This window comes from Hwanghaeella sp. (assembly GCF_965227365.1).
Classification (GTDB): Bacteria; Pseudomonadota; Alphaproteobacteria; order UBA8366; family Aestuariispiraceae; genus Hwanghaeella.
The window spans coordinates 5,064,389-5,076,944 of the sequence record NZ_OZ245754.1 but is presented as its reverse complement, the minus strand read 5'-3'; the positions used below and the strand labels follow the sequence as shown (position 1 = coordinate 5,076,944).

The window sequence follows — 12,556 nt, the reverse complement described above, 5'->3', positions numbered from 1 at the left end:
TGCATGATGCGAAACAGCAAAGGGCGGAACGGTCCGGCCGTTCCGCCCTTCAATCACGGTTCCAATGTTCCGCTGCGGTCAGTCCTGAAAGCGGAACGGGTTCTGCTTATAGGTTCCCAACATTTTCACACGCGTGGTGAAGTACTGCAGTTCCTCCATCGCCCTGTCGACATGCCGTTCCGCGGGATGCCCCTCGATTTCCGCGTAGAAGCGTGCGACCGAATAATCTGCGACGGAAATGTAACTTTCCAGCTTGATCATGTTGACGCCATTGGTCGCAAACCCACCCATGGACTTGTACAACGACGCCGGCACACTACGGACCGTGAAGACGAAACTGGTCATGGAAGGTCCGTCCAGTGGGTCCGGTTCTATCCTGGTACGCGACATGATGACGAAACGTGTCACATTGCCGATCCGGTCTTCGATCCGGCTGCGCAGAACATCGAGGCCGTAGGTCTCAGCCGCCAGGCTTGAGGCCACCGCGGCAACAGTGGGATCACCCAGTTCCGCTACATCCGCCGCCGATCCAGCCGTGTCGGCACGGCTTACCGGCTTGATCTTCAATTCCCGCAAGGTTTCCCGAACCTGCGCCAGCGCCTGGGGATGGCTCCGCGCTTCCTTGATCCCCTCCAATGTCGCACCCTTCGGCGCAAGAAGGTTATGGTGCACCGGCTGAAAATGCTCGCCGACAATGTAAAGGCTCGATTCAGGGAGCAGGTGATGAATATCCGCCACTCGCCCGCCCAGACTGTTTTCGATCGGGATCATGGCAAGGCCAGCCCGACCGGTTTCCACCGCCGCGAAAGCGTCTTCGAAACTGGCGCAGGACAATGGCTTCAGCGTTGGGAATGCTTCAGTACAGGACAGATGCGAATAGGCGCCTGGGACCCCTTGATACGCAATGACCGGGTTGTCGACATAGCGCAGCAAGGGCGTGAATAGATCAGATGTCTTCGGTTTGCGATGATCCGAAACGCTGGCCGTCGAAGTCAGCGGCCCATCTCCGGGTTCGCCTTCGCCCATTTCCAGCCATTGGGTCGTCATATCAAGGGCTTCGGCGATCCGCGTTGCCATTTCGCGGGAAGGGTCGTGCCGGCCGCCTTCCCAGCGGTTCACAGTCGATTGGGTCACACCCAACCGGCCCGCCAAATCGGTTTGCGTCAAACCAGCGGAAATACGGGCTTGCCTTATTCGGTCACTCATAGCTTCAAGCATTACACATCAACCTTATTGCGCATATCGAATTAAATGCACGAATATTATCCGATTAGTGCATAGTCAAACGAATAATCTCGTTTTCTTCCATACCGCATTCTGATTGGATGATTTCCGACCCGGACAGCAAAAAGGGCTTTGGCACCGCTGCCAAAGCCCTGTCTGCGCGTCATGCTTTCTCGGGATTAGATCGCCGCGCTCCTGAGCAGGCTCATCGCCTGATTCAATTGCGACATTCGCGCATGATCTCCAAATTCGCTATCAGGGTGGTGGATCGCCGCCATCATACGGTACCGCGCCTTGATCATCTTCGCGTCCGGTCGACTGTTCGGAACAAAGCCAAGAACGTGCATGGCTTCTTCCCGAGTCCGCACACCATTTGCCAGCGGCTCGAAGGCCAATGTCGCAATCGTCACCTGCAGTCGCGCGACCTTCTCCTCCATTTCATGGACAATATCGGACCAGTCGGGGGCGGCGGTCGATTCCAGGCGCACCTCCCGGTCACCGCGGTGGAGATCCAGGGCTATTCCGAGTGCTTTTCTGATATCCACGACATCGTGCCCGGCCGGCAGGCGAACTTGAAGCCGGGGTTTTCTACGCCAAGGCTTGCCGGCACTTGGTCCTGATTTCAGAACAACGGTCTCCCGGTCGCTTTCTTCCGGCTCTCCCGGGTCCGAAGCGGCCCTGATCTCGTCTGGCGGCAAAGTAAGCATTATCGAACGGGCCAAGTCACCGACATTGACCTCTCTATCCGCCGCCATTTCCAGCACGGAGTCCCGGAAACCGGACGAACATGGAACGGCATAGGACAGCTTCCGAACGGATTTGACCTCCTCTTCCGCTGCCGACGCCGACGCCCCGCCCACATTCCGCAAAGTTTCCGCGCCGATCGCAAACCCGTCCATCATACCGACCTCCTTACTCATAAAGTATTCACTCTCTCTCGGTTATTTCGATTTACTGTGATTTACTTAATAAGGCCAGTAGAAACATACGTAGATGAAGAGTAACGAAGAAAAGAGATTCTCATGCCATGATCTCACCACCACCTAACTACCATTGAAGTTGCTGCGTAGGGAATACCCATCGTCGCCCTTGATGCCGTGTCGCGTTACAGATTGAGATTCGGCTTCCCCGACAGCAGCCACAAACTACATGAGCACCGCATTCCGGCGCACCTGCTTCCCTGTGCGCCGCGAATAACAACTTTTAGATATCCATACACCTAATGCATATCGCCTTATATTTGTTTATAAGCGTTTGTGTTTGCTAGTTTTTTTGATCCGTGCCAGATTTTCTACGCTTGCGGTTTTGATTCCTAAGGCGCATGGGGAGGCGTGCCGAAGATGATGGGGCTGACGAGGCTTACGAAAGATCTGCCACCGTTTTCGAACGATAATCGGTATGGCGTGGCGTCCCGCATCCATTCGTCCGGGGTGGAAACGCTCGCCATGGACCTCGCGCCGGAACTGAACCCACATATTCTGAACCTCAGCGTCACACCCATTCCCGCTGTCCTGGACTATAACCAGGGCGGGGTCGCGACGTACCGAGACTCCTATTTCTTCGTGGTACGCTGGAACCCGAGGAGCCTCGGCTTCCGTGCGGCACGTTTCACCGAGCAGCGCCTCCGCGACGCCACCCCCGGGAAGGTCATCCTGCTTTGTTACGACATGGGGGGCTGGTGTGTAGAACGGTTGTTTTCCCCGAAACTGGCCGCTGACAGGTTTCGGGACCTGTCGGCCGCCGGCAACCTGATGCCCCTGCCGACCACTTTCGTCCGTCAGATTGATCCGGACGCCCGCAATATAGTTACCCCTTTCGTCAGTCTCGCCTTTTCCCTTTGGCGCCAGATGATGAATGCAAATTGTCAGCATGCGAAGGACGCATTCTGGAGACTTGCCAACAAACGGGCGGTACTGGTCTCGGCCGATGACGATGATGAAAATCTGAGACTCAGCTATATCGGTACGCAGGCACCGATTCTGCGGTACTACGGAGACGTCTGGAAATCGGAGGCGCTTAGCGTCAATGCGCGTAAACTTGGTGCGCATAACAGGCACGAAAACAGGATGAGTCGAGAATACCGGGACGTTGCGCACAATTTTCAGCCGCGCCTGGACTTCGTTGTCGGACATCTGGACCTGCCGAACGGTTTATCTACCTGGGTGCAGTATCAGAGGCTGATGCTGCCGGTACCGAGCGGCGGCCATGTGCCGGCTGTACAGGTCTTCACCGATCTGCTGCCAAATGCGTCGTTTCCCTTTCTAGGGAACCCGTAGCATCGGCCAGGTCCTTCAAGTCCATCCAGACAATCCATTCATCGACATTGCCGCCGCCATCCGCCCGACGCCAGCGTAGTCCCCGCGGGTGTTGATGATAGTAACCGTATTTCGCGGCAATGCCCCGTACCATCAAAGCGTGGGTTGCGGTGCCATACATATAGTCCGGCCGCCAGCGCAGCAGGGATAGTCCAAAAGCGAAACCCGAGCAGACAGAGGCCAGACCTCCGCCTCGATAGGGCCCTTCGGGACAAATCCAGGTCTCCCCCGCATAGACCACGCGTCCCGTTATCCGCTCCAAATGATAACACTCGTCAAAAATGGAGTTCTTGGTATCCGCCTCGAAATAGGGGGTGTGGATCAGATCCCTGTTCTCAGCGATATGCTGAGCCAGATTCCTATTACCCAAGTCATCCACGCGCGCCGCTTGCAGCAACACGCAATCGCCCTTGTCGTTCACGCCTTGGATCCAGAATGCGTTCTCGGGGCCGACCGGGTTCTTCCGCCAATCAAATATCGGCGACAGCGGGTCACGCCCGTCCAACCGATCCACCAGTTTCTGCAGATGCACGAAATCCGTCGACATCTCGATCCTGACGCCGGCGGAACTTGCTTTTTGTTCCTGCGTCGTCAGAAAACGAACAACCTTCAACTCGTTGATCATGGGTCCCGCCCGCCCTCTTCATTGTCGAATAAGCCGGGACCACGCTAGCGCGTTTTATAAATTAGAAAATAAACCGTAAGGTGAATTTTATGTATTTTCCTGCTATTATTCGCAGGAAAATACATTCCCGTGGGTGTCTGCCCCGCGTCCCCGCCCAATAATCGGGCTTGGACTGAACCGACAAACGTCACGACCGACGGCGCAGATCCCTATGCAGATCCATATTAGGCGCGCAGTTTGCCGCCCGTCTGCTTCTCGACATTGGCGACGACTTTTGCGGCGATCGCCTCGATTTCCTCATCGGTCAGTGTCTTGTCCGTCGGCTGGATCGTCACCGAAACCGCGACCGACTTCTGCCCTTCGAGCTCCGCCCCGGCATAGACGTCGAAGACCGATGCATCCGCGATCATCTTCTTGTCCGCACCTGCGGCCGAGCGCACCAAGGCATCGGCAGGCGTGTCGGCGGAGACGAGGAAGGCGAAATCGCGATAGACCGGCAACAGATTTTCCGTCTTCAGCAAGGGACGCGCCTTGCCGCCACCTTTCGCCCGCGGCTGCGGAATTCTGTCCATAAAGACTTCGAAAACAGCGGCCCGTCCCTTGATATCCATTTGCCGCGCCAGGCCGGGATGCAGTTCGCCGAACCAGGCAAGCACATTCGGCCCCAGTCGCAGACCGCCGGAACGCCCCGGATGATACCAGGAGGGGGCGTCGGTCGAGACTTGCAGATTCTGGACCGGCGCACCGCATGCTTCGAGCACGGCCATGGCATCCGCCTTGGCGTCATATGCGTCGACATCCCGCGGGGCCTGCTCCCAATGCCTCGGTCCCGTCTTTCCGGCCCTGATCCCGGCAGCGACGGTATCCTGCCCTTTCGGCGACGGGTCACGGAAGGCAGGCCCGACCTCGAACAGGGTGCCGTCGGGCTGCCCCCGGTCGGCATTGCGCACAACCGCCTGGATAAGGTTCGGCAGGACACTTGGCCGCATGACATCAAGATCGGCACTGATCGGATTGGCGAGCGTCATCTCATCCAGGTCGAAATTGTCCTGGTCGGCGAATTTCATCGCCAGTGCCGACGGCATGAAGGACCACGTCACGGCTTCCAGCATGCCACGCTGTGCCAGGACTTTCTTCGCATAGGCAACCCGCCGCTGCTCGGTGGTGACCGCCGGTGTCGGCAGCGCCGTATCCGGCGTCAGAGGAACAGCGGGAACCTTGTCGAATCCGTGGATCCGCAGAACTTCCTCGATAAGGCAGTATTCCGTTTCGACGTCCTTGCGCCAGCCGGGAACATCCGCGGTCACCACATGCCCATCTCGCATGGTTCCGAATCCCAGGCGCGACAGGATGGCCTCCGCTTCCGCCGCCGGCACCTCGATGCCGCTATGCCGCTGCAACCGCGCCATACGCAGGTCGATCTTGCGATCGAGAACCGGAATTTCGCCGACGGAGACTTCGTCGCTGGCCTCGCCGCCGCAAAGTTCCAGGATAAGGCGCGTGGCGACCTGAACGCCCCATTGGGCCGATGCAGGATCGAGACCGCGTTCGAAACGATACCTGGCATCCGAATTGATACCCAGTTTCCGGCCCGTTTCCGCGACCTTGATCGGGTCGAACAAAGCGACTTCCAGGAAAACATTCGTCGTGTCGGCCGTACATCCGGACAGTTCGCCGCCCATGACGCCGCCGATCCCTTCGGGGCCGTTCTCGTCCGCGATCACCAGCATGCTGTCATCAAGCGCATATTCACGCCCGTCCAGCGCCAGGATGCTCTCGCCGTCCCGGGCGAAACGCATGGTCGGATTGCCTTTGACCTTGTCCGCGTCGAAGACATGAAGCGGCCGTCCCAGGTCGAAGGTCACGTAGTTCGTGATATCCACCAAGGCGGAAATCGGCCGCAGACCAATCGCCTTAAGCCGCTGCTGCATCCATTTCGGGCTGGGACCGTTCCTGACGTTGCGGAAATGGCGGCCTGCCACATATTGGCATGCGCCTGCCGCCTCGTCGGCGATTTCCCATTTCAACGGGCTCTCGTAGACCCCGTCGACACGGTCGTAGTTCGGGGCCTTCAGCGTGCCGAGCCCGGCCGCTGCAAGGTCGCGTGCAATACCATAGACGCCCAAGCAATCCGCACGGTTCGGGGTAATGCCGATCTCGAAAACCGGGTCGTCCAGACCGGCAAAAGACGCGAAACTCGTGCCGACCGGGGCGTCATCGGCCAATTCAATGATGCCGTCATGCTCGTCACTCAGGCCCATCTCGCGTTCGGAGCACAGCATCCCATTCGAGGCTTCTCCCCGGATCTCGCCGGCTTTCAGGTCGATCCCCGTTCCGGGAATATGCGCGCCGGCGGGCGCGAACACGCCCTTCATGCCTGTCCGCGCGTTGGGCGCGCCGCACACCACCTGAATGACATCGCTGCCGGTATTCACACGGCAAACCTGTAACCGGTCGGCGTTGGGATGCTTCCGCGCTTCCTCGACATAACCGATCACGAAGGGCGCCAAGGCCGCGGAGGGATCGTCGACGGATTCGACTTCGAGCCCGATGGAGGTCAGCTTGTCGGCGATTTCCCGAACCGATGCGTCAGTGTCGAGGTGATCCTTGAGCCAGGAGAGTGTGAATTTCATGTGCTTGCCGTGACCGTGGAATGCATGTTGAAGGCGCCCGAAACGCAAGGCGTACGGGGCTTATAAACAGGCGCGGCGCGCGAAACAAGGCAGCCCCGCGGACAGGCAGGCCGCCCCGATCAAGGCAGGTCCTTGTCTTCCAGGACATGGACGATGAAGCGGCGGCGTACGGACGCGCTAGCGGAGCGCCAATGCCACAGCAGCTTGTTGTAGGCAACATCGTCCGGCCCGGGCAATTCCTCGGAAGAACCGCCCTTTTCCATGGCCCGTATCGCCGCTCCAACGGTAGGCACCGGCGCATTCGTCGCGGCGAGCACGTCGGCAATCTGCGCCTGTTTATTTCCGTCGAATTTGCTGAGCACCTCCAACTCGCCGAGATTGTCGGCGACGGGCGACCCGCTGAGCTTGGAAACCGCCGCGGGGTCCAATTTCTCCCCGACGGACGCTTCGCGCATGATGGTGCGGCGGGACCGCTCGGACCGCACGGCAAGATCATCCCACCAACTTGTCAAAGTGCCATCGGCTGCACTTTGGTGGAACTCCCCACTCTTGCGATCTCCACCACGGCGGGTCTCGGGCCGCCTTTCTTGGATCAATCGACGGTATTCAGCCACAAAAAGACAGCGTTCCAGGCGCGTCAATTCGTTCCGCTGCAGGTTTTCCAACAGTTCATCCAGCCGCAATTCCTTGTCGGTTCCGGATACGATGAACGCTGGAATCACATCCCAGCCAAGCTGCCGCGCCGCCATCAACCGGTGCAATCCGCTTACAAGTATATAGGGCTTTTCACCGTCGCATTCGCTCACCTCGATCGGAGAACGCAGTCCACGCTTGTCCATGTCGCCTGCCAAACCGTCGACATATTCCGCCGTGGCAGGCCGGAGGCGATCTCGGACCTCAATATCGGACAAGGGTATTTGATGTACTTCCATACGACGAAAAAGCCATTGTTCCAAAGGGGGTAAGCAGAAAGGGGCGATCACGTCCATGCGGTCCATCGGCCAGCCCCCTCCCGACCGTGAACGTTATCAACCTAATGCATCGATGCGGGCCATTTCAATCCGCAGAGTTAAGAGCATCCCTTTTTGTCGGCATAAAAAAGCGATACTTTCGGTTGGTTGTCATCGCATGGATCAGCGACCATAGTTAGGGTTTGGCGGCCGGTCCGGGGCAACTGGCGATCCGGGTCCATACGGGGCCCGCAAACAAGGGGTTTTAGACCGCAAATGAGTACGATCACGAAGGAACGGCCGGCACAGGCCGATGCGACGATCTGGCCGGAAGATTTCTCTCAGGACACCGGCTTCAGGGACCGCCTACGGCAGGTTGTCGAGGAAATCGGCAGCCGCAAGCGCGCCGGCCTGATTGCGAATGTCAAAGCCGAGATGATCACCAAGTATATCGACGGAAAAGCGAAACCGACATTCTTCACGGTCCGTGCCTTGGCGTCGGCCGCCGGTGTCGGGCTCGATTGGCTTGCCTATGGCGAGGAGCACCGCCCCGCCACCGACCAGGAAGGACCGATCGACCACGACCTGTTGGCGATGGTCATCGAAAACCTTGAAGAACGTCTGGCCCAGTTCGACGTCACTATTTCTACGGAAAAGCGCGCCCGACTGATTGCCTTGATGTATGAGCATTTCGTGCATCTGGAAGAGGAGGACCGTCAGCGTTCGACATTCCTGAACCGCTTGCTGCCGGTGTGACAACCACGGTCGTGTGACGATTTGCGGCAATTGCTCGTTTGGGTTTAGTGGACTACAGTGCGACCACTCTTGTTCACCAGCGGTGTGGTACACAATGGTCAATAGACAAGCACAGGTGTCTTCGGAAATCCTCAGCATTCTGCTCGACAGCAATGCCGCGAAGATTCAGGCTCTTTCCGAGGATTTCGAACTGGCGCCACTTATTCGGACCTATATCTCAGACAAGTTCGGCGTTTTATCGCTGAGCGAGTTGAACAATCAGCAGATGCGCGACCTGATCGGCTTCATTGAAGGTTTCCGGGACCTCGCGCGGAAGGGCGGATAAATCCCTTGCTCAACATACCGATGGAAAAGGTGGCCTTGAACTCCCCCGGGGAGGTGGACGATGCCGTATTCCGGCGTTGCCTGGATTGGTATGCCACATCCAAAGGCCGGTTTGCGCTGAACCATGACGAGTTGGAGGGTATTCTGCCCTTCCTGCAACTCCATGCGGTCGGCGACAACGGGTCCAAGTATCTGTATTGCGGGGCGCAATCCGTCGTCGGCGATCTTTATGGTCAGGATTTCTGCGTCGAGGCGCAGGGCAAGGAAGGCGTCCCGGACAGCGCTTTTGAGCAGACGTTGAACCGCGACTATTGGACCGTAACCCGCACCGAAACGCCGATCGCGCAACGCGTGCGTGCGCCGATCGACGTCTACGGCACGAAGTATTCGGTGGAGTTCTTCCGCTACGTATTCCCCGTCAAGTTCCGCGAGTTCAACGCTGTAGGTGTTTTAGCCCGCTTCGCGGAGTCTCCAATTCTATTAAATTGATCATGTCCTCGTGGGACATCCACGAGAAGAATTCGTGCGGCAGGATCCATTTGTGCCAGTGCTGCCCGACACGGGCAAAATTGGTGTACCAGGACCGCACCCCGAAACCGCCATACATGATCGGGTTCTCGAACCAGGCATAGACATAGTCCGGCTGCCAGCGAATGAAGGTCGCCAGCAGTCCGATCTTCGTCAGCAAGGGCCCCAAACCATTCTTGCGCAGGTCCCGATCGACCCAGGTATCGCCGTGATAGGCGCACATCCCACGCAATTGCCGCATCGGCGTGCAGTTGGTCAGCGGCGGGTCGGAATGGAAGCATCTGGACAATTGCGCCTGCAACAGCTCCTCTAGGTTGTTCCGTCCCGTATCGTCCAATTTGGACGCCTGGACATGCACGGTGCGCCCCTCCTCATTGGTTCCGTGGATCCAGAAAACACGATCGGAAACCAGATCAAATTTCCCAGGATGAAACAGGGGTGAAAGTGCTTTACCGGAAAGCTCGTTTTCCAGCCTGTAAAGCGCGGCGATATCTGTTCGGAAAGCGATCTTGATGCCGGCCTCTTCGGCTTCGTCGATCATCTCTGACATTAGAAACGATGCATTGAATGGGTTCATGGTCTATCTCCCGTATTGGTGAAGAACCCTATTGCTACGCACGATCTGAGTGCCGGTCTATTGCCCGTTATGAGAGAGAGGTTGAAAATAGGGCGCTCCGGCACGCGCCGAAGCGGTAAATCGTTCGATCAAACTTTTGAGCTTTCCCCTTGCTCCGCACTCGGATATTTACGCCTTTCCAGTGACGCGAACGCATATCCCGGTATTCCCATGGAAAAGGTCTTTTCCGCGCCCGGCGCAGATGAACTCGGCATTTTGCCGGTTTCCGAGGTGTTCTCGATGCCGGGCCTGGATTTCCTGTCAGGCGTCCGGGACGGCATCCATCCCATACCGCCCATCGCGGGCCCGATGCGGATGCGGCTTGTTGAAGTGGATATGGGCCGCGCCGTTTTCGCATCCCATCCGGACGGGCATTTGCTGAACCCGATCGGTACGGTCCATGGCGGCTATGCGATGACCTTGCTGGACAGTTGCATGGGATGTGCGGTCCACACGACCCTGGAAGCAGGCGAGGCCTACATCACCGTCGAAGCGAAGGTGAACATGGTACGCCCGATCATGCCCGATACCGGTATCGTGCGGGCCATCGGCACATTGATCCACCGCGGCCGCACGACGGCCACCGCCGAAGGCAAGCTTATGGCGGAAAACGGCAAGCTGTTGGCGCATGGCACGACGACATGCTCCATCATGCCGGCGCCGGCATCATGACGAGTAGTACGTTTTAGGCGATAGGCGGACTTACGGCGTCAGACCACGTTCCAGACTGGCCACTTCGAGCGGCACGAAGCCATAGTGCTTCAGCCAGCGGATATCCGCCTCGTAGAAGGTCCGAAGGTCGGGGATGCCGTATTTCAGCATCGCGATCCGCTCGATCCCCATGCCGAAGGCGAAGCCCTGATACTCTTCCGGATCGATGCCGCAATACTGGAGCACCTTCGGGTGCACCATGCCGCAGCCGAGGATTTCGAGCCAATCGTCGTAGTGGCCGATTTTCAACTCGCCGCCTTCGCGGGAGCATCCGATATCCACTTCCGCGCTGGGCTCCGTGAACGGGAAATAGCTCGGACGGAACCGCAGCGGCACGTTCTCGACCTCGAAATAGGCGTCGCAGAATTCCTGCAGGCAGCCTTTCAGGTGGCCGAATGTGATGTTCTTATCGATGACCAGCCCTTCGACCTGATGGAACATCGGCGTATGGGTGGCGTCGTAATCCGATCGATAGGTCCGGCCCGGCGCGATGATGCGGATCGGGGGCTTCTCGCTCTGCATCGTCCGCACCTGAACCGGCGAAGTATGCGTCCGTAAGACTTTCTCGAAATCCGGATTGCCGTCCTTGTCCCGCAGATAGAAGGTATCCATCATCTGCCGCGCCGGATGTTCGGCGGGAATGTTGAGGGCGGTGAAGTTGTGGAAATCGTCTTCGATGTTCGGCCCTTCGCGGACGGAGAGCCCCATGGCGCCGAAGATCGCGACGATCTCGTCCATGGTCTGGCTGATCGGGTGCAGCTTGCCGCGTTGCTCCGGCCGGATCGGCAGGGAAACGTCGAGCCGCTCGGATTCAAGCTGCTGCTCCAGCGCCGCCGCTTCCAGGTCACCCTTACGGGCGTCGATCGCCTCGGCGATCGCGTCCTTTATCGCGTTCAGGGCCTGACCCGTGGACTTGCGTTCGTCCGGCGACAGCCCGCCCAAGCCCTTCATGGCGGCGGTGATCTTGCCCTTCTTGCCCAGCGCGCCGACCCGCGCCGCGTCCAGCGCCGCCAAATCGGCGGCGGCCGAGACCTCGGCCAGAAGTTCCGATTTCAGTGCCTCTACATCAATCGCCGTCATTCTTCCCGAACCCGTCTGAATTCCCATGAGTCGATCAACTGGGGATCGAACAAAAACAGCCCGCGGAAGGCCACGGGCTGTTTAGACGTTTCGCCCGCGTCTTGGCAAGCCGCCGGCCGGCCAAGACACCCGGGCAAGAACCCTTAAGGCAAAGTATCTTACTTCGCGATCGCGGCCTGGGCCTGATCGACGATGGCCTTGAACGCTTCCGGCTCATGCACGGCGATGTCGGCCAGAACCTTGCGGTCCAGTTCGATACCGGCCTTGTGCACGCCATCCATGAAGCGGGCATAGGTCATTTCGTTGTCGGTCGCCTGGCGTACCGCAGCGTTGATACGCTGGATCCAAAGCTTGCGGAAATCCCGCTTGCGGGTACGACGGTCGCGATAGGCGTACTGGCCGGCCTTCTCCACCGCCTGCATTGCAACGCGGATGGTGCTCTTGCGGCGGCCGTAATAGCCTTTCGCAGCCTTCAAAATCTTCTTGTGACGGGCTTGGCGCGTCTTGCCGTTGGTCACGCGTGCCATTGTTCTGTGCTCCTAAATTCGAAAATGCGTTTCGGCAGGGGGCCTCAGCGGCCGCGCAACCAATTGTCCAGGACGACCTTGGCGTCGGAATCACACATGATCTGACCGCCGCGATTCTGACGCTTCATCTTCTGCGGACGGTTGGACGTGTTGTGCCGCAGACAGGCGCTGTAGAACCGCACCTTGCCGGTGCCGGTGACCTTGAACCGCTTTTTCGCGGAGCTCTTGCTCTTCAGCTTGGGCATTTCGATCTCCTTTATCTCTACC

Annotated in this window: 14 protein-coding genes; 5 read left to right on the top strand and 9 right to left on the bottom strand. The window is 58.5% G+C overall.

Annotation, left to right across the window (positions count from 1 at the left end):
* Positions 1-78 precede the first annotated feature (78 nt).
* Together ACQK2G_RS23360 and ACQK2G_RS23355 are read right to left on the bottom strand one after the other, a co-directional pair.
* Positions 79-1,218: a prephenate dehydratase gene (locus ACQK2G_RS23360; protein WP_425407447.1), complete on the bottom strand. Its 1,140-nt coding sequence runs from the start codon at positions 1,216-1,218 to the stop codon at positions 79-81.
* 185 nt (positions 1,219-1,403) lie between these two features.
* A complete protein-coding gene (locus tag ACQK2G_RS23355) occupies positions 1,404-2,126 on the bottom strand; it encodes a J domain-containing protein (protein WP_425407446.1) in 723 nt (240 codons plus the stop codon).
* A gap of 438 nt (positions 2,127-2,564) precedes the next feature.
* Here ACQK2G_RS23355 and ACQK2G_RS23350 point away from each other — a divergent pair, with 438 nt between their 5' ends.
* Entirely contained in the window at positions 2,565-3,500 is a 936-nt protein-coding gene (locus tag ACQK2G_RS23350) for a hypothetical protein (RefSeq protein ID WP_425407445.1), read from the top strand.
* Here ACQK2G_RS23350 and ACQK2G_RS23345 read toward each other — a convergent pair.
* The 3 genes from ACQK2G_RS23345 to ACQK2G_RS23335 form a co-directional block, all read right to left on the bottom strand.
* Complete coding sequence (locus tag ACQK2G_RS23345; RefSeq protein WP_425407444.1) at positions 3,451-4,164, bottom strand: hypothetical protein; 714 nt, start codon at positions 4,162-4,164, stop codon at positions 3,451-3,453. The genes ACQK2G_RS23350 and ACQK2G_RS23345 overlap by 50 nt on opposite strands.
* 224 nt (positions 4,165-4,388) lie before the next feature.
* Positions 4,389-6,797: a phenylalanine--tRNA ligase subunit beta gene (pheT, locus tag ACQK2G_RS23340; RefSeq protein ID WP_425407443.1), complete on the bottom strand. Its 2,409-nt coding sequence runs from the start codon at positions 6,795-6,797 to the stop codon at positions 4,389-4,391.
* A gap of 119 nt (positions 6,798-6,916) precedes the next feature.
* Complete coding sequence (locus ACQK2G_RS23335) at positions 6,917-7,729, bottom strand: ParB/RepB/Spo0J family partition protein (protein ID WP_425407442.1); 813 nt, start codon at positions 7,727-7,729, stop codon at positions 6,917-6,919.
* Positions 7,730-8,023: 294 nt separating this feature from the next.
* On the opposite strand from ACQK2G_RS23335, the gene ACQK2G_RS23330 reads away from it, so the two are divergent.
* From ACQK2G_RS23330 to ACQK2G_RS23320, 3 genes are all read left to right on the top strand, one after another.
* Positions 8,024-8,503, top strand: a complete 480-nt coding sequence (locus ACQK2G_RS23330) for a helix-turn-helix domain-containing protein (RefSeq protein ID WP_425407441.1) — start codon at positions 8,024-8,026, stop codon at positions 8,501-8,503.
* 94 nt (positions 8,504-8,597) lie between these two features.
* Positions 8,598-8,828: a hypothetical protein gene (locus ACQK2G_RS23325; RefSeq protein ID WP_425407440.1), complete on the top strand. Its 231-nt coding sequence runs from the start codon at positions 8,598-8,600 to the stop codon at positions 8,826-8,828.
* A 5-nt stretch (positions 8,829-8,833) separates the two neighbouring features.
* On the top strand, positions 8,834-9,316 hold the full coding sequence (locus ACQK2G_RS23320) for a hypothetical protein (protein WP_425407439.1): 483 nt from the start codon (positions 8,834-8,836) through the stop codon (positions 9,314-9,316).
* Here the strand turns inward: ACQK2G_RS23320 and ACQK2G_RS23315 are convergent.
* Positions 9,261-9,932 (bottom strand): hypothetical protein, encoded by a 672-nt coding sequence (locus ACQK2G_RS23315; protein WP_425407438.1) that lies wholly within the window; start codon positions 9,930-9,932, stop codon positions 9,261-9,263. The genes ACQK2G_RS23320 and ACQK2G_RS23315 overlap by 56 nt on opposite strands.
* A 210-nt stretch (positions 9,933-10,142) precedes the next feature.
* On the opposite strand from ACQK2G_RS23315, the gene ACQK2G_RS23310 reads away from it, so the two are divergent.
* Positions 10,143-10,643 (top strand): PaaI family thioesterase, encoded by a 501-nt coding sequence (locus ACQK2G_RS23310; RefSeq protein ID WP_425407437.1) that lies wholly within the window; start codon positions 10,143-10,145, stop codon positions 10,641-10,643.
* Positions 10,644-10,673: 30 nt separating this feature from the next.
* On the opposite strand, the gene pheS is transcribed toward ACQK2G_RS23310, so the two are convergent.
* The 3 genes from pheS to rpmI form a co-directional block, all read right to left on the bottom strand.
* Positions 10,674-11,762 carry a phenylalanine--tRNA ligase subunit alpha gene (pheS, locus tag ACQK2G_RS23305; protein WP_425407436.1) on the bottom strand — a complete coding sequence of 363 codons (1,089 nt, stop codon included), beginning with the start codon at positions 11,760-11,762 and terminating at the stop codon, positions 10,674-10,676.
* Between the two features lie 158 nt (positions 11,763-11,920).
* Positions 11,921-12,289, bottom strand: coding sequence for a 50S ribosomal protein L20 (gene rplT / locus ACQK2G_RS23300; protein WP_425407435.1), 369 nt, complete (start codon positions 12,287-12,289; stop codon positions 11,921-11,923).
* A 44-nt stretch (positions 12,290-12,333) separates the two neighbouring features.
* Entirely contained in the window at positions 12,334-12,534 is a 201-nt protein-coding gene (gene rpmI, locus ACQK2G_RS23295; protein ID WP_127766029.1) for a 50S ribosomal protein L35, read from the bottom strand.
* Positions 12,535-12,556: the final 22 nt, after the last annotated feature.